Raw genomic sequence first — 22,067 nt, 5'->3', positions numbered from 1 at the left:
CCCAGGAGGCAATCATGAGCGAGAACGAAAAGACCAAAGGCGTCAGCCGACGAGCTGTGCTGGGAACGACGGCGGCCGCAGCGGGCGTGGGGCTGGCCGGTGGAGTGGCGATGAACGCCGGCAGCGGCTTCGTCTCGTCCGCCGACGCTCAGACCAAGACAGCGGCACCAAAGGCGCCGGCGGCGCGACCGGCGGTGCAGAAGGCCGAAGTGGCGCCCGGTGAGCTCGACGAATACTACGTGTTCTTCTCGAGCGGCCAGACCGGCGAAATGCGGATCATCGGCCTGCCCTCGATGCGCGAACTGATGCGCGTTCCGGTTTTCAATCGCTGCAGCGCGACCGGCTGGGGGCAGACCAACGAAAGCATCAAGGTTCTGACAGAAGGGATGCAGCCGGCAACGCGCGAATTCCTCAAGAACCGCGGCGGTACCTACCTGAACGGCGACCTCCACCACCCGCACATCTCCTTTACCGACGGCACCTATGACGGGCGTTATGCCTTCATGAACGACAAGGCCAATAGTCGCGTCGCGCGCGTGCGGCTCGACGTCATGAAGTGCGACAAGATCATCGAGCTTCCGAACCAGCATACGGTCCACGGCCTGCGCGTGCAGAAATATCCGCGCACCGGCTACGTGTTCGCCAACGGCGAGGATGGGGTGCCCCTGCCCAACGACGGCAAGATCCTCGACGATCCCAAACAGTATCGTTCCATCTTCAGTGCGATCGACGGCGACACGATGAAGGTCGCCTGGCAGGTGATCGTCAGCGGCAACCTCGACAACGTCGATGCCGATTACCAGGGCAAATACTGCTTCGCGACCTGCTACAACGCCGAAGAAGGCGTCACGCTGGCGGAGATGACTGCCGCCGAACAGGACTGGGTCGTCATCTTCAACATCAAGCGGATCGAGGAGGCCGTGAAGAAGGGCGACTTCAAGGAAATGAACGGCGTGCCCGTCGTCGATGGCCGCAAGGGATCGGCCTACACGCGCTACGTCCCGGTCTCGAACAACCCGCACGGCATGAACACGGCTCCGGACGGCATCCATGTCGTCGCAGCCGGAAAGCTCTCGCCCACCGTGACCGTCATGGACGTGCGGCTGTTCGACCAGCTGTTCGACGACAAGATCAAGCCACGTGACGTCGTCGTCGCGGAACCCGAGCTTGGCCTCGGGCCGCTACACACCGCCTACGACGGCAAGGGCAACGCCTATACGACCCTGTTCCTCGACAGCCAGGTCTGCAAATGGAACATCGACCTCGCCAAGCGGGCTTTCAAGGGGGAGAAGGTCAATCCCATCCTCCAGAAGCTGGACGTGCACTATCAGCCGGGCCACAACCATACCTCGATGGGCCAGACCAAGGAGGCGGATGGAAAATGGCTCATCTCGCTGAACAAGTTCTCAAAGGATCGCTTCCTGAACGTCGGGCCGCTCAAGCCGGAGAACGATCAGCTGATCGACATCTCAGGCGATCAGATGAAGCTGGTGCATGACGGCCCGAGCTTCGCCGAACCGCATGACGCGACCATCGTCCATCGTTCCAAGATCAATCCGATCTCGATCTGGGATCGTGCGGATCCGATGTTCGCGGATGCGGTGAAGCAGGCCAAGGCCGACGGCATCAACCTCGAGGCGGATTCGAAGGTCATTCGCGACGGCAACAAGGTGCGTGTCTACATGACGTCGACCGCGCCGGCCTATGGCCTCGATCAGTTCCAGGTCAGGCAAGGCGACGAGGTCACCGTCTTCATCACCAACATCGATGCGGTCGAAGACCTGACGCACGGCTTCTGCATCGTCAACTACGGCATCAACATGGAGATCGGACCGATGGCCACCTCGTCGGTGACCTTCACGGCCGATAAGCCAGGCGTCTACTGGTACTACTGCTCGTGGTTCTGCCACGCCATGCACATGGAGATGAAGGGCCGCATGTTCGTCGAACCGAAGTCGGTCTGACCGGAGCGAACTGGTGCGTCTCCTGTCACGCATGTTTCCGGCGGTGCTGGTCGCCGCCGGATTGTCCAGCTTCGCTGAAGCGGAGACCTTGACGGCTGCGCCCGGCCAGCCGCTGCAAGCGGTGCTGGATCGCGCGCGCGCGGGCGACGTCGTCAAGCTTGCCCCGGGGGACTATCACGGCTCGATCCGGATCGACCGTCCCCTGGAGCTCGTTGGGACCGAGGGCGTGGTGCTGGACGGCGATGGCTCCGGCAACGTGATCACCGTCAGCGCGCCCGACGTCGTCGTCCGCGGCGTAACCATTCGCGGGTCGGGTCGCGACCTGCAGGCGATGGATTCCGGGATCTTCCTGCAGAAGACGGCCGAGCGTGCGAAGATCGAGGACAACCGGCTGGTCGGAAACCTGTTCGGCGTCTACGTGCACGGTGCCAGGGGCTCCCGAGTCGTCCGCAACGAGATCGAGGGACTGCGCGGCGGGCGCCTCAGCGAGGCGGGCAACGGGGTCTCGCTGTGGAATGCACCCGACGTCACCATCGCGAACAACACGTTCCGCTACGGCCGCGACGGCATCTTCTCGATCTCCAGCAGCAAGGACCGCTTCATCGACAACCGCTTCGAGCAGGTTCGCTTCGCGGTCCACTACATGTACACCAACGACAGCGAAGTCAGCGGCAACGTGTCGATCGGCAACCATGTCGGTTACGCCATCATGTATTCGAACCGCCTGGTGATCCGCGGCAATTCCTCCGATCGCGATCGCGACTATGGACTACTTTTGAATTACGCGAACTATGCGCGGATCGAGAACAATCGTGTCACCGGCGGCCCGCTGAATCCGGTCATGCAGAAGACTGAGGATGCTCCGGACGATGAGCGAGGCATGCTTCCGCAGCCGAAACGGGAGAGCTCTCTCAGGACCGGCCCGGAGAAATGCGTTTTCATCTACAACACCAATCACAACAAGTTCCGCAACAACTGGTTCGAGCGTTGCTCCATCGGCGTGCACTTCACGGCCGGCTCCGAAGGCAACGAAATCACCGGCAATTCCTTCGTCAGCAACGCCAACCAGGTGAAATATGTCGGCACCCGGCATCTCGACTGGTCGATCGGCGGGCGCGGCAATTATTGGAGCGACAACCCGGCATTCGACCTGAACGGCGACGGAATCGCGGACACCGCGTACCGGCCGAACGATATGATCGACCGCGTGCTGTGGACCGCACCCGCTGCCAAGGTTCTCATCAACAGCCCCGCCGTCCAGGTGATCCGCTGGGCGCAGGCGCAGTTCCCGGCGCTGCTGCCGGGTGGCGTCGTCGACAGCCATCCGCTGGTATCGCCGCCGAACAGCCGCACACCGAAGGAAACGCGATGACCGGTACGGTACGCGTCAGCGAGGTCACCAAGACGTACGGCCGGCTCACGGCCGTGCGCGATGCCTCGTTCACGCTTGGACAAGGCGAGCTCGTCGCCTTGATCGGTCACAACGGCGCCGGCAAGACCACGCTCATGAAGCTCATGCTCGGGCTGATCCGGCCGACAAGCGGCTCCATCGAGGTGCTCGGAGACAATCCCGCCGCCGGTGAATTCGCGGGCCGACGGCAACTCGGCTATCTGCCGGAAAACGTCTCCTTCGACCCTGCCCTGACCGGCCGCGAGACGCAGGCGTTCTACGCCAGGCTGAAGCGGGAGCCGGTTGCCAAAGCCCTGGAGCTGCTCGATGCCGTGGGCCTCGGCGCAGCCAGCCGCCGCAGGGTGAACACCTACTCGAAGGGCATGCGCCAGCGGCTCGGCCTCGCGCAGGCGCTGCTGGGGCATCCGCGCGTGCTGTTGCTGGACGAGCCGACCACCGGTCTCGATCCGGAGCTGCGGCAGACGTTCTACGACATCATCGCGCGGCTTGCAGCTGGCGGCGCGACCGTACTCCTGTCGTCGCATGCGCTCACCGAGCTCGAGGAGCGCGCCGGCCGGGTCATCATCATGAACCGCGGCATCAAGGTTGCGGACGGATCGATCGACGAACTGCGTCGCCTCGCCCGGCTGCCCACCAGGATTCGCCTGAGGGTGGCGGGCCTCGCTCCGAGCGAGCTGCCGGGTTGGGCGCCCAAGGACGCGACCTGCCGTCGCTTGAACGGCCACATCGTCGAGATCGACGCTGCGCCGGAGCGGAAGATCGAGCTTCTGCATCGCGCGACGGCCGCCGGAAACTCCGTCGAGGACGTCGACGTGGTCCCGCCGACCCTCGACGAGCTTTATGCTCACTTTCTTCGGCAATCGGAGCAGGCGCCATGAACGTCCTGATCATCGCCGCCAAGGAAATCCACCAAGCCATCCGCAATCGCTGGGTGCTGGCAGCAACGCTCCTGCTCGCCGGCCTTGCCCTGTCGCTGACCTTTCTCGGCAGCGCGCCGACGGGGAACGTGGGCGTTCGCGCGCTCGACGTGGTCATCGTCAGCCTGTCGAGCCTGACGATCTTTCTCGTTCCGTTGATAGCGCTTCTGATCTCCCATGATGCCGTCGTCGGCGAAATGGAACGAGGGACGATGCTGTTGCTGCTGAGCTATCCGGTCGCGCGATGGCAGGTGCTGCTTGGCAAATTCCTGGGCCACCTCGCCGTTCTCGGCTTTGCGACGTGCCTCGGTTACGGCGCCGCCGCCGGAGCGCTGGCGGCGACGGGCAGCGACATCGACAGCGATAGTCTCCTGGCATTCGCTGCGATGGTGGGCTCCTCGGTGCTGCTCGGCGCTGCGTTCGTCGCCATCGGTTATCTGGTCAGCGCGCTGGTACGCGACCGCGGAACTGCGGCCGGCATCTGCATCGGGCTGTGGCTGCTGCTGGTGCTGATCTACGACATGGCGTTGCTGGGCGTGCTTGCGCTCGACCAGGGGCGCAGCATCTCAGCGACCGTGCTCAACGCCCTGCTCCTGTCGAACCCGACCGACGCCTACCGGCTGATCAACCTGACCGGATTCGCCAATGTCAGCACCTTCGCCGGCATGGCCGGCCTTGCTCAAAGCACGTCCCTGACGATACCGGTCCTTCTCGCCGCCCTGCTCTGCTGGACGCTGCTGCCGCTGGGGCTTGCTGCGCTCGCCTTTTCGAGGAGGGAGCTATGAGGCGCGTGGCCATCGCTTGGGCCTTGCTGCTGCCATTCGCGCTTGCGGCCTGCAACGAGAAGCAGACCGCGAAGATCCCGCCGCCGCATCGGATGACGGCAGAGGACATCGGGCATTACTGCGGCATGAACGTGCTCGAACACCCCGGACCGAAGGGCCATATCTTCGCTGCGAGCCTCATTCAGCCGGTATGGTTCTCGTCGGCGCGTGACACCCTCGCCTTCACCATGCTGCCGGACGAGCCCAAGGACATTCAGGCGATCTACGTGTCCGACATGGGCAAGGCGGCGAACTGGGATGCGCCCGGCTCCGACAACTGGGTGGAGGCCCGCAAGGCGCTGTTCGTGATCGAGAGTCGAGTCAAGAGCGGCATGGGAGGGGACGAGGCCGTTCCGTTCTCGGACCGGGCGGCCGCGGAGAAATTCGCCGGCGAGAACGGCGGCAGGATCGTCGGCTTCGACGAGGTGCCCCGCGACTATGTCCTGGCCTCGGCGAATGCCGGCGGCGGCGCTGGGCCCGGCGAAGCCGAAGGGCCGCCCGGCGACGGATCGAGGAGGACGCCATGACGCAAGCGCTGACGCGCCGACGGTTCATCCGGATCAGCGCGGCGGCGGCGGGCCTCGGCCCGCTGTCCATCAGCGGACGGCTCCGGGCGGACATCGCGCCAGTCACCTGGCGCGGCACGATGCTGGGCGCCGTCGCGACAATGGAGATCCACGACGAAGACCGCCGCCGGGCCGAGCGGCTGATAACGCTGGCCTGCGCCGAGGCGCGTCGGCTCGAACGGCTGTTCAGCCTCTACTTGGACGATTCCGCCCTGGTCGAGTTGAACCGGAAGGGCATCCTGATCGATCCGGCCGCCGAAATGGTCGATCTGCTGTCGGCGTCGCAGCATTACTCCACGCTGACAGGCGGTCTGTTCGATGTCACCGTGCAGCCGCTGTGGGATCTCTATGCCGGCCACTTCTCACGAGATGAGGCGGATCCGGCGGGACCTGCCGCAAAGGAGATCCAGGCAGCGCTCGCGCGCATCGGCAGCAGCCGGCTGTCGATCAGCCGCGACCGGATCACGATGCCCCGCGGCATGGCCGTCACCCTGAACGGGATCGCGCAAGGCTATGTCACGGACAAGGTGGTCGATCTGCTGCGGGCGCACGGTATCTCTCACAGCCTGGTCGACATGGGCGAGGCCCGCGCGATCGGCGCCCGTCCGGACGGCCAGCCTTGGGAAGTCGGCATCGCCGACCCTGATCATGTCGGCCACGCCGAAGCGGTGCTCCCGATCGTCGACCGCGCAGTGTCGACGTCCGGCGCCTACGGCCTACAGTTCGGCGCCAAGGCGCAGTTCAACCATCTGTTCGATCCCCGAACAGGAAGCTGCGCAACGGGCTATCGCAGCGTGACCGCTGTGTCCCGCAGCGCGACTGCGGCGGACGCATTGTCGACGGCGTTCAGCCTGATGCAGGAAGAGGAGATTCGATCCTTGTTGCCGCGTGCCGGCATCGACCGCGTCGATCTCATCAACGATGCAGGCCACACCACGCTCACGGCCAGTCGGCAAAGTTGAGGGTCGGCCTCGACTGTCCGGCTCGCGAGCGGGCGGCAACGCGCCGTCGCCAGACGCCCGGTGCCTCACCGGTGTGCTTGCGGAAGAAGCGGCTGAAATAGGCGGTGTCCTTGAAGCCGAGCGCGAACGCGATCTGCTTGACGGCAACGGTGCCGGCCTCGAGCCGTGTCGCGGCCTCCTTGACGACGCGCTGCTGGATCAGCTCGCTCGGCGAACGCTTCAGTTCGCGGCTACAGAGGGCGTGCAGACGGTCCGGGGTCATGCCGAGAAGCTTGGCGTAATCGCTGACGCGCAGATGCTGCTGATAGCGCTCCTCGAGCAGCCGGCGGAAGCGGCTCAGTATCTCGGCGCTACTGCCCTCCTCGTTCCGGTCGCTGTCGGCGAACAGCCGCCAGAGGCGCAGCACGCACAGCGTCAGCTCGGCCGACATGATCGATGCCGCAGCGCTGCGTGCGGGCGATGCGATTTCCGCGGCGATTGCCGCGATTGATCGCGACATCGTGGTCACGAGGTCGGGTTCGACCGGCAGCGCCATGATGCCGCCGGCGGCTTCGAGCGCGAGATAGGCAGGCTCGGCCGAGGGCGGCAGATAGCGGTGCCAAATGCCAGCGCGTAGTTGCAGCAACTCGGCCGTCGCCCCGGCTGACACCTCCAGGTATTCGGCTGAACCCGCCGGGAGCCAGACGATGGCAGGCCCGGTGAAGGCCATCGTCCTGCCGGGCTCGCCGACGTCGATGCTGGCGCCTTCATGCAGGCAAAGCAGATGGATGAACGGCCTGGCGGCCTTCGACGACAGCATCCAGCGGCGCGCAACGTAATGCGAACGGATCAGCTCCGCGCCGACAGGCGCAGCGCCGCTCGCGGCCGCCGAAACGGTCCCCGCGACGCCTCGACGCACCTGCCCGTCGCGACCAGAAGCGTCCAATCTTTCACCGGATCTGTCCATTGTGCGAACAAACCGCGCGGTGCTTGTTAGGTCAAGTCCTGGTCGCGGCCGGCTAAACGAAGCTGCGCCGAAGAAATCAGGCCAAGAGGAACGACCACTCATACCGCTTGCGAACAATCGCTTGCGTGAAACACGAGGGAGGATCGACATGTTTTCGGCGAACCGTCGAACGTTGCTGCGCGCAACTGGCCTGGTTGCGGCAGTGCTGGGAGCCTTGGCATCCACGGCCGAGGCGCAGGAGAAGATCCGGATCGGCTATGCCATTTCCAAAACGGGGCCCTATGCCGGCGGCGCCGGCATCACCACGCTGCCGAATTACGAGCTGTGGGTGAAGGATGTGAATGCCGCCGGCGGCATCAAGCTCGGCGACAAGAAGCTGCCGATCGAAGTGGTCGAATACGACGACCGCAGCAGTTCTGAGGAAGCCGTCAAGGCGATCGAGCGCCTCGCCAATCAGGACAAGGTCGATTTCATTCTTTCGCCCTGGGGCACCGGCCTCAACCTCGCGGTCGGCCCGACGCTGAACCGTCTCGGCTACCCTCACCTCGCGGTGACCTCGGTGACCGACAAGGCGCCAGAACTTGCCAAGCGCTGGTCCAACGCGACGTTCTGGCTCGGAACGTCGGCGCAGATCTCCCAGGCGTTGGCCGATCTGCTCGGGAAGCTCAGGAGCGAAGGCAAGATCGGGGCGAACATCGCGATGGTCAGCATCGCCGATCAGTTCGGCATCGAATTGTCCGCTGCGGGGCGCGAAGCGTTCAAGAAGCACGGCTTCACGCTGGCCTACGACAAGACCTATCCGATGGGAACGCAGGATCTCCAGCCGCTGGTGAAGGACGCCATCGCGTCCAACCCGGACGCGTTCGTCGCCTTCAGCTATCCGCCGGACACGATCGCGCTGACCGAGCAGGCGCAGCTCCTGAAGTTCAACCCCAAAATCTTCTACGTCGGCGTCGGCACCGCATTCCCGCTCTACAAGGGCAAGTTTGCCGCCAACAGCGAGGGCGTTATGGGGATCGGTGGCTGGAACGCGGACTCGCCGCGGCTGAAGGACTATCTCGCGCGCCACAAGGCCGCGACGGGCAAGGAGCCCGATCGCTGGGCAAGCTCGATCACCTATGCGAGCCTCCAGGTGCTCCAGCAGGCGATCGAAAAGGTAGGTAAGCTCGATCGCGCCGCAGTCGCAGCGGAAATCCGCTCGGGCACGTTCGACACCATCATCGGCAAGGTCAAGCTGAAGGACGGTCTGCTCCAGGAGGTCTGGAGCGTCGGCCAGTGGCAGAACGGCGAATTCTACGCCCTCGCACCCGCTTCGCTTTCAGGCGCGCGTACGCCGGTCGTGCCGAAGGCGCAGTGGCAGTAAGGCAAGGCTGGCGGGCAGGCCTTGCGCTGCGAGGCCTGCCCCCATCCACTAGGAACCCCGTTCATGCTGCTTGTCGACATCGTCCTGCCGGGCCTGGTGCTTGGCGGCATGTACGCGCTGATCGCGCTTGGGCTGACGCTGCAATATGGCGTGGCGCGGATCATGAACCTCTCTTATGGGGAGTCGCTCGTTGCGGCCGCGTTCGGCGCGTTCTCGCTCTACAGTGGCCTCGGGCTGAGCCCGCTGGCTGCGCTGCTCCTGGCTGTCCCTGTCGCGATGGTGGTGAACTGGCTGCTCTATCGCTTCCTGCTCGAGCGCCTGATGCGGCGGAGCAAGGACAGAGGCGCGCAGGAGATCGACAGCATCCTCGTCACCTTCGGCGTATTGTTCGTGATCCAGGGCGCCATGCTGGTCGCCTTCGGCGGCCAGTATTACAGCTATAGCTATCTCTCCATTCCGCTGACGATCATGGGCTCGACGCTCGCGGTCAATCGCCTGGTCGCACTGCTGTTCGCGGCCCTGGTCGGCGGCGCCGTGTATCTCGCCCTCACCCGCACGCGGATCGGCACGGCCGTACGCGCCATCGCTGTCGATGCCAACGCCGCGCGCCTCGTCGGGATCGACGTGGCCGCCTTGTCGGGGCTCGCGTTCGCCTTTGGCGGTGGCCTGGTCGCGGTCGGCGGCGTGTTGGTCAGCATGTTCCTCACCTTCAATGCCGCGATGGGCGTGATATTCACCATGAAGGCGCTGGTCGTCGTCATCATGGGCGGGGTCGGCAACGTGATGGGCGCGCTGGTCGCGGGACTGCTGCTCGGCGTGGTCGAAACCGCGGTGGCGCGGCTGGTCGATCCGGGCCTGACGCTGGCTGCCACCTACGCGCTGTTTCTCGGCGTGCTCCTGATCAGACCGACCGGCCTGTTCGGGAGAGCTGCGTCATGACCGGGCCCAAGCGCGCATTGTTGTGGTGCGCCGGGCTTGCCCTCGCCGCGGCCACCGTCACCTACCCGCTCTATGCCAATGGTTACTATCTCGCGCTCGGCATCAGCGTCCTCTATTTCACGATTCTGGCGACCGCCTGGGCGATGTTCTCAGGTCCGACCCGCTATATCTCGCTTGCGACGGTCGCCTTCTTCGGCCTCGGCGCCTACACCGCCGCAGTGCTCGGGGAGACCATGCCCTGGCCAGTCGTGCTGCTGGCCGCGGCGGGCGTGGGCGCATTCACCGCCGCAATCACCGGCCTTTCAACGCTGCGGTTATCAGGCATCTATTTCGTGATCTTCTCGTTTGGGCTTGCCGAGCTGATCCGGCAGCTGGTGATCTGGTACGAGGTCAACATCCACAAATCGGTCGGCCGCTATCTCTTCAGTGCGGTGACGCAGGATATTCTCTACTGGCAGCTCCTGGGCTTGACCGCGATTGTGTTCCTGGTGGGCTGGCTGCTCGGGCGCTCGCGCTACGGGCTGGCGCTGCGCGCCATCGGTGCCGACGAGACCGCGGCCAGCCATTCCGGCATCGACGCCACGCGGGTCAAGCTCGGCGTCTTCATCCTGAGTGCAACCTTCATGGCAGTAACCGGCGCGGTGATGGCTCCGCGCTGGACCTATATCGATCCAGCCATCGCATTCAATCCGACGATCTCGTTCCAGGTCGTGATCATGGCTCTGCTGGGCGGCGCCGGCTCGCTGTTCGGGCCCGTGCTCGGCGTCATTCCGCTGGTCCTGCTGTTCGAGGTGCTGAGCGCGACGCTGCCCAACCATTTCAGCATCGTGCTCGGCCTCATCTTCGTGCTCATCGTCATGGTGCTGCCGAATGGGGTGATCGGCCTGTTCGGGACTGGCCGCTGGCGCGTCCCGACCGGCGGCCCCGTGGCCGCGCGCGCGGGTACAAGCGATGCACCGCTCCTCGCAGTCGAAGGCGTCAGCAAGTCGTTCAGCGGGTTGCGTGCCGTCGATGATGTCAGCTTCAAGGTCGCACCGGGCGAGATCGTCGGCATCATCGGCCCGAACGGTTCCGGCAAGACGACGCTTCTCAACACGCTTTCCGGCGCCTTGAAGCCCTCGTCGGGCACGATCCGGTTCGGTGGCATCGTCCTCAACGGCCTGCGCGCGCACCAGATCGCACGCCTGGGCCTTGCCCGCACGTTCCAGCTGGTGCGTGTGATGCCGGATCTGACCGTTGCCGAAAACGTCGCGGCGGCGCAGCTGTTCTCCACGTCGAACGGTTCAAGCGCTACGGCAAGCGAGCTGCTGGACCTCGTCGGGCTCGGCACCGTGCACGCCGCCCCCGCAGGCGACCTGACTTACATCGACCAGAAGCGGCTGGAGCTTGCCCGCGCGCTGGCGCTGCAGCCGCGCCTCGTGCTGCTCGACGAATGGCTGGCCGGGCTCAATCCGAGCGAGCTCGAAACAGGCATCGCCCTGATTGCCAAGCTGCGCGACCGCGGCTTCACCATCATCATGGTCGAGCATGTCATGGACGCGATCCGCGCGCTCTGCGGCCATTGCATCGTCATGAACGCGGGCTGCGTGATTGCACGCGGCGGGCCGGACGAGGTGCTGTCCGATCCAAAGGTCGTGGCCGCCTATCTCGGAGACGACGATGCTTGAGGTCGCCGCCCTCTCCCACTTCTATGGCAAGCACCAGGCCCTGGCCGATGTTGCGCTCGGCATCGAACAAGGCGAGATCGTCGCTATTCTTGGTGCCAACGGCGCCGGCAAGTCCACCCTGCTCAAGAGCATCGCCGGGCTGGTCAGGCCTGCCGCGGGCGCAAGGATCAGATTCGAAGGACAGAGCATCGCCGAACTGCCTGCCCATCTGATCGTGGAGCGCGGCATCGCTTTGGTGCCGGAGGGCCGCGGCGTCTTCGGCGATCTGACCGTTGCCGAGAATCTCCAGCTCGGCGCCTATCCCGCTCGTGCCCGCGCTGGCGAGGCAGACCGGCTCGCAAAGATCCTGCAGCTGTTCCCGCGCCTCGCCGAGCGCCTGCCCCAGGCCGTCCGCACCATGAGCGGCGGCGAGCAGCAGATGGTGGCAATCGGCCGGGCGCTGATGTCGAATCCATTGCTGCTCTTGCTCGATGAGCCCTCGCTCGGTCTATCGCCGCTCCTCAGCCGCGAGGTCTTCCGTGCATTGACGCAGATCCGCGGCAGCGGCTTGAGTGTGCTCCTGGTCGAGCAGAATGCCCGGGCAAGCCTCGATATTGCCGATCGCGTCTACCTGATCGAGTCAGGCCGCAACGCCGGCACCGGGCTTGCCAGCGCGATGAAGAACGATCCCGAGATCCAGCGCGCCTATCTCGGCAAGGCGCGCGGCGCGTCAACACCAACGTAATCCTCCCCAGCACCTCACGGAGAACGCCATGAACGCGATCGACCTTCTCATCGGCGGTAAGGACCAGTCGGCCAGCAACCAGCGCACCTTCCAGCGCCGCAATCCGATCTCCGGGGAGATCGCGACCATCGTGGCCGCGGCCTCGATCGACGATGCGATGCGCGCCGCCGATGCCGCAGCCGCCGCCTTTCCGGCCTGGTCTCAGCTCGCCCCCTCCGAGCGCCGCAAGCGGCTCAGCGCGGCGGCCGACATCCTGGCACGTCGGGCGGCGGAGTTCACCGCGCTGATGGTCGCCGAGACCGGCGCCACCGACGGCTGGGCCGGGTTCAACGTGCATCTCGCCGAAGGCATGCTGCGCGAGGCCGCCGCCATGACGACGCAGATATCGGGCGAGATCATTCCAACCGACAAGCCTGATAATCTCGCAATGGCGTTCCGTCAGCCGGTCGGCGTCGTGCTCGGGATCGCGCCGTGGAATGCGCCCGTGATCCTGGGCGTGCGCTCCGTCGCGATGCCCCTTGCGTGCGGCAATACCGTGGTGTTGAAGGCGTCCGAGATGAGCCCGGGCGTGCATCGCCTGATCGGCAGCTGCCTGACGGAGGCCGGGCTCGGCGACGGCGTCGTCAACGTCGTGACCAATGCGCCGGAGGATGCGCAGGCGGTCGTCGAAGCGTTGATCGCCCATCCCGCGATCCGCCGCGTCAACTTCACCGGCTCGACACGGGTCGGCCGTCTCATCGCACTCGCCTGCGCCAAGCATCTCAAGCGCGCGCTGCTGGAGCTCGGCGGCAAAGCCCCGCTCGTCATCCTCGACGATGCCGACCTCGAGGCCGCCGTGAACGCTGCGGCCTTCGGTGCCTTCATGAACCAGGGTCAGATCTGCATGTCGACGGAACGGATCGTCGTCGACGACAAGGTGGCGGATGCTTTCGTCTCCAAGTTCGTAGCCAAGGCGAACAGCCTGCCTCACGGCGATCCTGGCAAGGGCAATGTCGTGCTCGGCTCGCTGATCAGCAACGCAGCCTGCGACCGCGTCCGAGGCCTGATCGACGACGCCGTCGCCAAGGGCGCGGTGGTTGCGGCGGGCGGACATGGCAGCGGCACGATCTTGCCGGCCACCATCGTCGATCACGTCACGCCTGCAATGCGCATCTATGGCGAGGAAAGCTTCGGTCCGGTCGTGACCGTGGTCCGCGTCAGCGGCGTGGACGAGGCGGTCCGCGTCGCCAACGACACGGAATACGGTCTCTCCTCCGCCGTGTTCGGCCGCGATATCGCACGCGCCCTTGGCGTCGCCAAGCGGATCGAGGCCGGCATTTGTCACGTCAACGCACCGACCGTGCACGATGAGCCCCAGATGCCGTTTGGCGGCACCAAGGCGTCGGGCTACGGGCGTTTCGGCGGCAAGGCCGCCATCGACGAGTTCACCGAGTTGCGCTGGATCACCGTACAGACCGGACCACGGCACTATCCGTTCTAACGCCAGTCCAAGTCTCAGCGCGCCAGCAACGAATCCAGCTGTGCCTGCGCCTTCTTCACCGCCGCCGCGAACCAGCTCTGGCTCGGTGCTTCCTTCGCGAAGCACTTGGTGTAGGCGTCCATCGCCTGGTCCTCGCGCGCCATGGCATCCTGTGGCGTCTTCCTGGCCATCATCTGCTTCCAGACCTTTTCGCAGGCCGGAATCTCCGCCGTCTTCACGGCATCCGACGTGGCGATGAAGTAGACCTTGTCACCCTGGATCGCGACCATGCCAATTTCGCTCGGCAGGCCCTTCAGGTCGCCGTTGCCGCGCAGGCCCAGCACGGCGACCGCAGCGCTGGCAGACGCGGGCTTGGTGACCGGCAGCTCGGCGTACTTCGCGAAGGCGGCGTCCTGGATGGCGTAATGGTAGAAGCGGTCCGACCTGAGCGCGGCCGCGATCTCCTGCGGCATGCCGTCCTCGCGATGCTCGCGCAGCCAGTGCCCGAGCAGCGTCATCGTGGTCACCACGGCTTGCGTCCTATAGTCTTCCGAGGCGAAGCTGAGCCCATCGAGGTGACCGAAGCCGACGTCATCCCTGAAGAGCGTGTCGACGTTCGACTTGCCCTCTGCCGGGAGCCCCTTGATGGCGACCGGACCTACCAGGCCACGCAGCACGCCGGCCAGCTCCTTCAGAGCCGTATCATGTTGCTTGGATGTTTCGTCGCTCTCCTTTGCCTTCGAGAACTTGGCGATATAGCGATCGCGCAGCTCGAGATAGTGCTGCTCGGGCGCGGCGGCATGGCCCGGCGCGGCGAGGACGAGCAGGCAGACCAAGGCAAGGGATCTCAATTTCAGCTTCCGGAACGACTGGGAGTGATCTCCCAGTGTTTGTGCTGGCGCGGGGCGGCGAGGTTCATCTGCATAGGGAGTTAGAATGCCCTACTCCGCCGGTGTCAGCTGCCGGCTCAGCCGCATTGCCGTGGTCTCGCGCACGCGGACCCGGGCGCGGCGCTTGCGCCACCAGATCACGACGCCGGTGACCGAGAGCGCGGCCACCACGAGCCCCATGACGGAGATCAGGATGCGTCCGAACAGTCCGACGATGCGGCCTGAGTGCAGCGGGAACTGTGCCTGCACGAAGATGTCGGCGGCGGTGCCGACCCAGGGCAGCCGCTCGCCGATCGGGCGGCCGTCCTCGCTGTCGTAGTAGAGCTGCGCCGGACCGACACCGCCGGCGCCGTGATCGTCGCCAGGGTGGAAGAAGGCCGCGGCATAGACGCCGTGGGCCGGGCCATAATTGATCGAGCCGACAGGGGTGGTCCACCCGCGCGCCTTGCCGTCGGCGGCGGCGCGCGCGGCGATGTCGGCGAAGGTCACCTTGGGCTCGATGGGATCGTCGAGATCGCGATAGGGCCGCTGCTCGTAGGGCGTCGGCGTGTAGTTCGACACCATCTTCATCAGCGGCGAGAACACCTCGAAATAGAGGTTCAGCGAGAACGCCGTGAAGGCGACGATGAACAGCAAGCCCCAGGTCCAGAGGCTGAAGGCGCGGTGGATGTCGAAATTGATCCGGTAGGCGCTGCCCGAGGTCTTGATGGTCCAGGCCGGTGCCCAGCGCGCCCAGAAGCCGCGCTCGAGCTGGCGTGCGACTTCAGGTGCCCGCGCCGCCTTGGCGCGCCGCCGCGAGGGCAGCGTCAGGTAGAACCCGACGAAGCAATCGATGGTCCAGATGATGGCGATGATGCCGAGCACCCGCATGCCCCAGCGATCGCTGCCCCAGAACTCAGGGATGTGCATCGTGTAATGCAGCTTGTAGAGGAACGAGACGAAATTCTCTCGCGTGACGGGCCAGACCGCGCCCCAATAGCGGCGCCCAAGCTCCGCACCGGTGTTGGGATCGAGGAAGACCTGGTTGTAGTCAAGTGCATAACGCTTGCCGGTCGCTGGATCGATCCGCGGCATGACGAAGAACCACAACGAATGGCCCTCCTCCGGCATCATGAAGAGATGGACGACGCGTGCGCGGTGATCGCGCTGCTCGATCATCTTGGCGAGCTCGATCGACGGAATCGCCGGTCCTTTGGTCGAGACGTCGAACAGATGGCTGTTCAGGACGTCGTCGAGCTCGTGATCCCAGGAGATGATTGCGCCGGTGATGCCGGAGAAGAACAGGAACCCGGCCGTGAGCAGGCCCGCCCAGCGGTGCAGTTTGCCGAACATCGCTCTCATCGCCTTGTCTCCTTACGCCGCACGACGTGAGAGATTGGTCGGTTACTTTCCGCCAGCGTCATGGCCGGCCTGTCCCGGCCATCCACGCCGCGCCACGGAGCACAAAGAACGTGGATGCCCGGGACGAGCCGGGGCATGACGATCGCCTGTGAAAGGTCATGAACGAGCGCCATCAAGCATCACCAGCGATAGGTCAGCCTGCCGATCGCCTTGCGGCCTTCGGCATAGAAGCAGCCTGAGAGGCTGTAACAGGCAGCGACGTAGCGCGTATCGGCAAGGTTCGTGACGTTCAACGACAGGCGCCAATTGTCCCGGGTGTAGGCGAGCAGCGCGTCCAGGACGGTCGAGGCTCCCACCTTGAACGTGTTGGAATCATCGCCCCAGGTTGCGCCGACATGGCGGATGCCGCCGCCGAACTGCAAGCCTGCCAGCGGTCCGGTCTGCAGCGTATAGTCGCTCCACAGCGAGGCGCGGTTGAGCGGCACGGTGACCGGCGCCTTGCCGACATTGACCGGATCCTGCGTGACCACGGCGTCGACATAGGCGTAGGCGGCGCGCAGGTTCCAGCCGTCGGCGAGCGACATGGTGCCTTCCAGCTCGACGCCCCGCGATTTCACCTGCCCGGTCTGCTCAGCGACGAAGGTGGGGGGCGGATAGGTCACGACGTTGTCGCGTGTCAGGTCGAAGGCGGCGAAGGTGAACAGCGCATTCCATCCGAGCGGCTGGTACTTGACGCCGACCTCGTACTGGACGCCGGTCTCGGGGCTCAGCAACTGGCCGGAAGCAGTGGCAAGCACCGGCAGAAATGACTCGGAATAGCTGAAATATGGCGCGATGCCGTTGTCGAAATTGTACATCACGGCAGCCCGGCCGGTGAAAGCCGAGGCATCCTTCGACGCCGTGGTGTTCGCGAGACCGTTGTCGACCTGCGTGGTCACGAAATCCTGGCGGCCGCCGAGCTGGAACGAGAGCCGGCCGAGCTTGATCTGATCCTGCGCATAGACGCCGACCTGGGACTGCTTGACTCCCGTGTTGTCGCTCATGGTTCCAATGACGTAGTCGTAGCTGTAGTTCGGGTTGAAGACGTTGATCTCGGGGGACGAGGTCGTGACGCCGAAGGCGGTGTCGCGGAAGGAGGTGTTGCGATAGTCGACGCCGACCAGCGTGGTGTGGCTGAGCATGCCGGTGGTGAACTTGCCCTGGAGCTGATTATCCACGGCGAAGGAATTGATGTAGGAGTTGCTGTAGCTGCCGTAGCGCGCGAGCTGACCCGCGGCCTCGTTGGTATAGCCGCCGCCGTAGAACACCTTCTCCTCGTTGTGCTGATAGGCGTAGCGCAAATTCTGCCGGAACGTGATGTTGTCGGTGAAATTGTGCGAGAGCTGGTAGCCGGCGGTCGCGATCTCGGTGTTGAAGGCGTCGAAGCCCGGCACGCCCGCGAAGAAGGACACCGGGATCGTACGGCCGTTGTTCGGCCACACAGTGCCCGAGGCGGGCAGGAACTGAAGGCCCCACCCTGCCCGGTCGCGCTGATAGTTGGCGAGCAGGGTGAGGGTGGTGTCCTCATTCGGCTTGAACGTCACGGCGGGCGCGATGAAGACGCGGTTGTCCTTGCTGAAGTCGACCTGGGTCTGGCCGTCGCGGACGACGCCGGTCAGACGCCACAGCACGGTGCCCTCCTTGTTGGCGGGGCCGCCCATGTCGAACTGACCCTGATAGCGGTTGAAGCTGCCGCCGGAGATCGAAACTTCTCCAAACTGCTGGGCCGTCGGCAGCTTGGTCACGTAGTTGAGGATGCCGCCGGTGCCGCTGCCGCCGTACATCGCCGATGACGGGCCCTTCAGAACCTCGATGCGCTCGGCGCCATAGGGATCGAGGCCGTTGAAATGCACGTAATTGCTGGACGGAATTCGCAGGCCGTCGATGTAGAGACCGGGCATGGTCATGTCGAAGCCGCGGATCTGCAGGCCGCCGAAACGGGTGTCCGAGCCGCCATTGACGTCGCCGCTGACGCCGGCAGTGTAGCGCAAGGCTTCGCCGATGGAGACCGCGCCCTGGTTCCTGATCTGGTCCGTGGTGATGACCGAGACCGACTGCGGAGTTTCGATCAGGGGCGTGTCGGTCTTTGTCGCGGTGCCGCTCCGCGTCGCGACGAAACCGCGCACCGGTCCATTGGCACGTTCGCCCGTGGCGCCGTTCGATGATGCCGACTGGGTCGGCGCGGGCTGCTGCGCCGGGGCGCGACGAGCGGCGCGTGCGGTGCGTGTCGCCGCCGCTCTTCGCGACGAAGCAATCGCCGCGGGACGGGCGCGCTGCGCCGGCGCTTCCACAGTCACTGCAGGAATTTGCGTCTGCGCCTCCACGGAACCGATGGGAACGACGAGGGAGAATGTGCTGACCGCTCCGAGAAAAAGCACCTGAATGGGTGGACGACGCGTGCTGCCACGCGAAGAAAGTTGGAAGTCGGTCACGTTTTTCGAAGCCCCACGCACTGCCGGCTTTGCCGGTATCGTTCTTGATGCCTCGCCGTAACTCAGGCCGTTTCGTAGTGCGATAGGAACGAGGTTAGAATCTCTCCAGACCCGTGCGCAGCATGTGCGGCGAAAGCGCCCACGGCAAATGACGCCGGCGGCGATTTGCAGTCGACGTGCATGCGAGCAGCGATCTCGCTCCTCGCTGCCGTCGAGCATTTGGAATAATTCTAGATGGAAACACGCCCTCACTTATCGGCAACGGCCGGACATAGTCGACCCGTTACCGCGCGGGCTCTACGTCTTGCCGGCGCAGCAGCACGATTCGTCGCGGTTGCTCCCGCTTGCGAGCACGCTGCGGCTGTTGCGGTCGGGCGGAATGTCTCCGGCCGCATTGGCGGCGAAGAAGCCGGTCGGCTTCAGCACGAAACCGGCATATTCGACCGGCATGATCGGAAAGTCCTCGGGCTTGCAGACGTGGGTATGGCCGAAGGAGTGCCATACCACGATGTCGGCATTCTCGATGTTGCGATCCTGTGCAGCGTAGCGCGGGAGACCGTCGCCGCCGGCATGGACGTTGGGGTAGTCGCCGCTCGCGTATTTCTCGGCGGGATCGAACGCCGTCACCCACACGTGCTTGGTCGCGAAGCCGCCGCGCTTGCGCACGTAGCTGCCCTCTTGCGCCAGCATCAACGGGCTCGGATTGACGACAAGCTTGTAGGCCGGAGCATTGCCGACCGAGTTGGTCGCGTTGGGATTGCTGATCTTCCAGAACCGGCCGGTTTCGCCGTTCGCAACCGCCGCCGCGTCTGACTCGCGCGACAACACCCGCGTCGTGGTGTCGAACACGTTGCCATGCGGATTGTCGTCACCCCAGGGCCGAGGCACGAAATCGTGCTCGGTAACGGTGTTGCCGCCGCCATCCAGATCCATGTGCAGCCGGACGTTGAAGAAGTGCTGGTGCGTGGGTCCGCCCAGGTTGTCGTCGATCATGCCGCCCCATCGATACTTTTCGCCTGATGGCACGGCGGCGGTCTGGATGATGCCGGTAAGCTTGGTCTCCAGCTGGATCGTGCCGTCCTGGTAGAGATACCAGTAGAAGCCGTAATCGTAATTGCCGACGGTCGCGAAGAACGAGATCACGAGCCGCCGCGAGCGGCGAACCTCGAACAGGCCGTTGCGGAACTCGTAGTGCTTCCAGGCGATGCCGTAGTCTTCCTCATGCATGCAGATGGCGTTCTGCATGACAAACGGTTCGCCTTTGTTGTCGGCGGCCGGCACGTCGAAATAATGGATGTTGCCGAGGCAGTCGCAGCCGAGTTCGAGTGCGTTCGCAAGCATGCCGAGGCCGTATTCGCCGGCATCGAACGCCGATTTCCAGAAATGGTTCGCGGTCGGATCGGCGTATGGCACCACCATCTCGGTGACGCTGGCGCGATGGATCAGCGACCGCTTGCGCGTCCCGTCCTGGTAGGCGAGCTGATGCAGCACGAGGCCCTCGCGCGGCGTGAAACCGACACGAAAGCTCCATTTCTGCCAATCGACCTTCCAGCCGTCGACGCGAAAGCTCGGGCCCTCGGGCTGCTCGATGTGCAGCGGCTTGATGTCGGTGCGCGGGTCCGTAACCTCATGTGCGCCATAGTTCCGCTTCTTGCGCGGGATCGGCACGATCGGGTCTTCGTCGGTGAGGTCGATGACCTTGCCTCCGATCAGATCGACGACTGCGACGACGCCTTCGATCGGATGGGCGTAGCCGTTGTCCTGGGGATGCTCGCGGAAATAGCTGACCGCGCGTACGATGCGAGTGCCGCGCTCGAACTCCTTGTCGAAGAAGCCGGACGAGAACGGGTCGACCTGAACCAGCTCGATATCCTTGTCCGTCAGCCCGCGGCGGTGCATCGCGGCGCGCCAGCCAGGATCGGCCTTTACCGCGGCCTCGCATTTGAAGAACTCCTCCAGCATCACCGGCGGCTGGCCATAGGGGGCCTCGCGGTTCGGGAGCATTTTTCGCGTGACGATCTCGCCGCGGCCGAGATCGACGATATGCTCGATCGCCTCGCCCGTCATCGCGTCCAGTGTCAGCACGAAGGCGCGGCGGCCTCCCCGGCCCGCGGCGAGCTGTTGCTTGGTCGGCTCTTCCAGCCGAACGATCGGGAAGCGGCAGTTCTCCGGGGCGGTCGCCGCCGCCCGCACCCATGTGCAGGCCGCGGTGATTTCCTCAGCCGTGAGCGGATCGAGCGGATGTGGCCTGGCGGCTTGGAGCCTTGAATTCGCTTCGGTGGGATCGAGCATGTTCTGTCCGAACGTTCAGCGCAGGGCGAGATGCGCGGTGATGGCACGGAAGGCGGCGAGCCAGCGATGGTCGAGCGGCACGTCCATCGCCTTCGGCTGCGTGGCGAGCTTGACGATCACGGTGTCGGCGGCAGCGTCGATGTAGAGCCACTGGCCATGAATGCCGATCCCGGCAAGATCGTTACGCGAGGGATCGATCGTGTACCATTTGCTGCGGTAACGCGCGCCTGGGAAGATGTCGGCGAGATCGCCGTCGGCCCAGGCGTCGGGATCGCCGTTCTCGTGGATGTCGTCGATCCACCAGCCCGGCACCACCTGTCGGCCCTCGACGACGCCGCGGCAGCGGATCATCTCGCCGAAGCGGATGAGATCGCGCGCGGTGACCGAGAGGCCGCCGGCGATGCGGCCCATGCCGTGGCTGTCGAGGGTCAGGGAGCCGTCCTCCTCCGCGCCCATCGGCTGCCAGAGATATTCGGAGAGGATGCGCGGGTAAGGCGCACCGCAGGCACGCTCATAGACCCAGCCGAGCACTTCGGTATTGGTCGAGACGTAGTGAAACACCTTGCCATGCGGCTTGCCGGTGCCGCGCAGCGTTGTGAGATAGGCACGCTGGTGGCTGGGCTCGACACCCTGCGGCGGCACGTCCCAGCCCGATGAAAAGCGGTAGCGCGCCACGTCGCCGGCGGGGTCCTCATAATCCTCCTCGAACTTGATGGCGACCGCCATGTCGAGCACATTGCGGACCGTGCAGCTGCCGTAGACCGAGGCCTCCAGCTCCGGCACGTAGCGCACCACCCTCGCCTCGGGATCGAGCAAGCCGCGCGCGGCGAGAATGCCGCCGAGCGTGCCCGCGATCGACTTGCTGATCGAGCAAATCAGATGCGGCGTGGTCGCGCTCATGCCGTCGCCATACCATTCGTGGACCAGGGTGCCCCTGTGCATGACCAGCAGCGCATCGCCGAAGGTCTCGTGCAGGGTGGCTTCGACGGTGGTCGGCTGGCCGTCCGGCGTGGTGAAGCCGAGCTTTGACAGTTCGCGCGGCGCGCTTCGCATCGGAGTCGGATGAGCGGAACGGCGGACCTCCGCGGTCGGCAGCACTTCGCGGGTGTGGGTAAAGCCCCAGCGGATCGCCGGAAAACTGCGCCAGTTGGCGCGTGTCACCTGCGCCTCGGGCGCGGGCGGACTGCCGCGCATGATCTCGGTCGGTCGCATCTCGATCCTCCGCAAAGCGGCCCCGACCCCGATGTCGGGAACGGCCGCCAACGGAGAGTGCATTGAAGGTCGCGGCAGGCGTTATCGAGATCCGGCAATATTTTGCTGGACAGCGCCCG

General features: G+C 65.0%; 17 protein-coding genes. 11 read left to right on the top strand and 6 right to left on the bottom strand.

All coding sequences use genetic code 11. The features are described from left to right. Nucleotides 1-14 precede the first annotated feature (14 nt). Genes nosZ through ASG57_RS02275 form a run of 6 tightly spaced genes read left to right on the top strand, consistent with a single transcriptional unit; the run spans nt 15 to nt 6,644 of the window. Complete coding sequence (nosZ, locus tag ASG57_RS02300) at nt 15-1,964, top strand: TAT-dependent nitrous-oxide reductase (protein WP_024341809.1); 1,950 nt, start codon at nt 15-17, stop codon at nt 1,962-1,964. A gap of 13 nt (nt 1,965-1,977) precedes the next feature. Next, the gene (locus ASG57_RS02295) at nt 1,978-3,336 is read left to right on the top strand and encodes a nitrous oxide reductase family maturation protein NosD (protein WP_024341808.1); all 1,359 of its coding nucleotides are present in this window, start codon (nt 1,978-1,980) and stop codon (nt 3,334-3,336) included. Beyond that, nucleotides 3,333-4,253, top strand: coding sequence for an ABC transporter ATP-binding protein (locus ASG57_RS02290; protein WP_024341807.1), 921 nt, complete (start codon nt 3,333-3,335; stop codon nt 4,251-4,253). The genes ASG57_RS02295 and ASG57_RS02290 overlap by 4 nt, the downstream gene beginning before the upstream one ends. Further along, on the top strand, nt 4,250-5,077 hold the full coding sequence (locus tag ASG57_RS02285) for an ABC transporter permease subunit (protein ID WP_024341806.1): 828 nt from the start codon (nt 4,250-4,252) through the stop codon (nt 5,075-5,077). The genes ASG57_RS02290 and ASG57_RS02285 overlap by 4 nt, the downstream gene beginning before the upstream one ends. Beyond that, nucleotides 5,074-5,643 carry a nitrous oxide reductase accessory protein NosL gene (locus tag ASG57_RS02280; protein WP_024341805.1) on the top strand — a complete coding sequence of 190 codons (570 nt, stop codon included), beginning with the start codon at nt 5,074-5,076 and terminating at the stop codon, nt 5,641-5,643. Before ASG57_RS02285 ends, ASG57_RS02280 begins: the two co-directional genes overlap by 4 nt. Then, entirely contained in the window at nt 5,640-6,644 is a 1,005-nt protein-coding gene (locus ASG57_RS02275) for an FAD:protein FMN transferase (protein WP_024341804.1), read from the top strand. The genes ASG57_RS02280 and ASG57_RS02275 overlap by 4 nt, the downstream gene beginning before the upstream one ends. Here ASG57_RS02275 and ASG57_RS02270 read toward each other — a convergent pair. Next, a complete protein-coding gene (locus ASG57_RS02270; protein WP_230646520.1) occupies nt 6,622-7,569 on the bottom strand; it encodes a helix-turn-helix domain-containing protein in 948 nt (315 codons plus the stop codon). The genes ASG57_RS02275 and ASG57_RS02270 overlap by 23 nt on opposite strands. A gap of 169 nt (nt 7,570-7,738) precedes the next feature. Here ASG57_RS02270 and ASG57_RS02265 point away from each other — a divergent pair, with 169 nt between their 5' ends. From ASG57_RS02265 to ASG57_RS02245, 5 genes are all read left to right on the top strand, one after another. Further along, entirely contained in the window at nt 7,739-8,953 is a 1,215-nt protein-coding gene (locus tag ASG57_RS02265; protein WP_024341802.1) for an amino acid ABC transporter substrate-binding protein, read from the top strand. A 63-nt stretch (nt 8,954-9,016) separates the two neighbouring features. Next, nucleotides 9,017-9,892, top strand: a complete 876-nt coding sequence (locus ASG57_RS02260) for a branched-chain amino acid ABC transporter permease (protein ID WP_024341801.1) — start codon at nt 9,017-9,019, stop codon at nt 9,890-9,892. Further along, on the top strand, nt 9,889-11,559 hold the full coding sequence (locus tag ASG57_RS02255) for a branched-chain amino acid ABC transporter ATP-binding protein/permease (RefSeq protein ID WP_024341800.1): 1,671 nt from the start codon (nt 9,889-9,891) through the stop codon (nt 11,557-11,559). Before ASG57_RS02260 ends, ASG57_RS02255 begins: the two co-directional genes overlap by 4 nt. Further along, nucleotides 11,552-12,283: an ABC transporter ATP-binding protein gene (locus ASG57_RS02250; RefSeq protein ID WP_024341799.1), complete on the top strand. Its 732-nt coding sequence runs from the start codon at nt 11,552-11,554 to the stop codon at nt 12,281-12,283. Before ASG57_RS02255 ends, ASG57_RS02250 begins: the two co-directional genes overlap by 8 nt. Nucleotides 12,284-12,311: 28 nt before the next feature. Next, nucleotides 12,312-13,763 carry an aldehyde dehydrogenase gene (locus ASG57_RS02245; RefSeq protein ID WP_024341798.1) on the top strand — a complete coding sequence of 484 codons (1,452 nt, stop codon included), beginning with the start codon at nt 12,312-12,314 and terminating at the stop codon, nt 13,761-13,763. Between the two features lie 14 nt (nt 13,764-13,777). On the opposite strand, the gene ASG57_RS02240 is transcribed toward ASG57_RS02245, so the two are convergent. From ASG57_RS02240 to ASG57_RS02220, 5 genes are all read right to left on the bottom strand, one after another. After that, nucleotides 13,778-14,593: a hypothetical protein gene (locus tag ASG57_RS02240; protein WP_024341797.1), complete on the bottom strand. Its 816-nt coding sequence runs from the start codon at nt 14,591-14,593 to the stop codon at nt 13,778-13,780. Nucleotides 14,594-14,683: 90 nt separating this feature from the next. Further along, complete coding sequence (gene fsrB / locus ASG57_RS02235) at nt 14,684-15,973, bottom strand: siderophore utilization protein FsrB (RefSeq protein ID WP_024341796.1); 1,290 nt, start codon at nt 15,971-15,973, stop codon at nt 14,684-14,686. Between the two features lie 179 nt (nt 15,974-16,152). Continuing rightward, on the bottom strand, nt 16,153-18,138 hold the full coding sequence (locus ASG57_RS02230; RefSeq protein WP_024341795.1) for a TonB-dependent siderophore receptor: 1,986 nt from the start codon (nt 18,136-18,138) through the stop codon (nt 16,153-16,155). 603 nt (nt 18,139-18,741) lie between these two features. After that, the gene (locus ASG57_RS02225; protein WP_024341794.1) at nt 18,742-20,736 is read right to left on the bottom strand and encodes a primary-amine oxidase; all 1,995 of its coding nucleotides are present in this window, start codon (nt 20,734-20,736) and stop codon (nt 18,742-18,744) included. Between the two features lie 15 nt (nt 20,737-20,751). Next, on the bottom strand, nt 20,752-21,948 hold the full coding sequence (locus ASG57_RS02220; protein WP_057195580.1) for a serine hydrolase domain-containing protein: 1,197 nt from the start codon (nt 21,946-21,948) through the stop codon (nt 20,752-20,754). Nucleotides 21,949-22,067: the final 119 nt, after the last annotated feature.

The sequence above is a fragment of the Bradyrhizobium sp. Leaf396 genome (assembly GCF_001424605.1).
Classification (GTDB): domain Bacteria; phylum Pseudomonadota; class Alphaproteobacteria; order Rhizobiales; family Xanthobacteraceae; genus Bradyrhizobium; species Bradyrhizobium japonicum_C.
The sequence above is the reverse complement of the archived record's forward strand: the minus strand, read 5'-3'. Positions and strand labels throughout refer to the sequence as shown.

Excerpts from the sequence above, each read along its gene's own strand:
- ASG57_RS02225 (WP_024341794.1), bottom strand. The coding sequence starts at position 20,736 with ATGCTCGATCCCACCGAAGCGAATTCAAGGCTCCAAGCCGCCAGGCCA.
- ASG57_RS02285 (WP_024341806.1), top strand. The coding sequence starts at position 4,250 with ATGAACGTCCTGATCATCGCCGCCAAGGAAATCCACCAAGCCATCCGC.
- ASG57_RS02245 (WP_024341798.1), top strand. The coding sequence starts at position 12,312 with ATGAACGCGATCGACCTTCTCATCGGCGGTAAGGACCAGTCGGCCAGC.
- ASG57_RS02260 (WP_024341801.1), top strand. The coding sequence starts at position 9,017 with ATGCTGCTTGTCGACATCGTCCTGCCGGGCCTGGTGCTTGGCGGCATG.
- ASG57_RS02250 (WP_024341799.1), top strand. The coding sequence starts at position 11,552 with ATGCTTGAGGTCGCCGCCCTCTCCCACTTCTATGGCAAGCACCAGGCC.
- ASG57_RS02220 (WP_057195580.1), bottom strand. The coding sequence starts at position 21,948 with ATGCGACCGACCGAGATCATGCGCGGCAGTCCGCCCGCGCCCGAGGCG.
- ASG57_RS02255 (WP_024341800.1), top strand. The coding sequence starts at position 9,889 with ATGACCGGGCCCAAGCGCGCATTGTTGTGGTGCGCCGGGCTTGCCCTC.
- fsrB (WP_024341796.1), bottom strand. The coding sequence starts at position 15,973 with ATGAGAGCGATGTTCGGCAAACTGCACCGCTGGGCGGGCCTGCTCACG.
- ASG57_RS02265 (WP_024341802.1), top strand. The coding sequence starts at position 7,739 with ATGTTTTCGGCGAACCGTCGAACGTTGCTGCGCGCAACTGGCCTGGTT.
- ASG57_RS02275 (WP_024341804.1), top strand. The coding sequence starts at position 5,640 with ATGACGCAAGCGCTGACGCGCCGACGGTTCATCCGGATCAGCGCGGCG.
- ASG57_RS02280 (WP_024341805.1), top strand. The coding sequence starts at position 5,074 with ATGAGGCGCGTGGCCATCGCTTGGGCCTTGCTGCTGCCATTCGCGCTT.
- nosZ (WP_024341809.1), top strand. The coding sequence starts at position 15 with ATGAGCGAGAACGAAAAGACCAAAGGCGTCAGCCGACGAGCTGTGCTG.
- ASG57_RS02290 (WP_024341807.1), top strand. The coding sequence starts at position 3,333 with ATGACCGGTACGGTACGCGTCAGCGAGGTCACCAAGACGTACGGCCGG.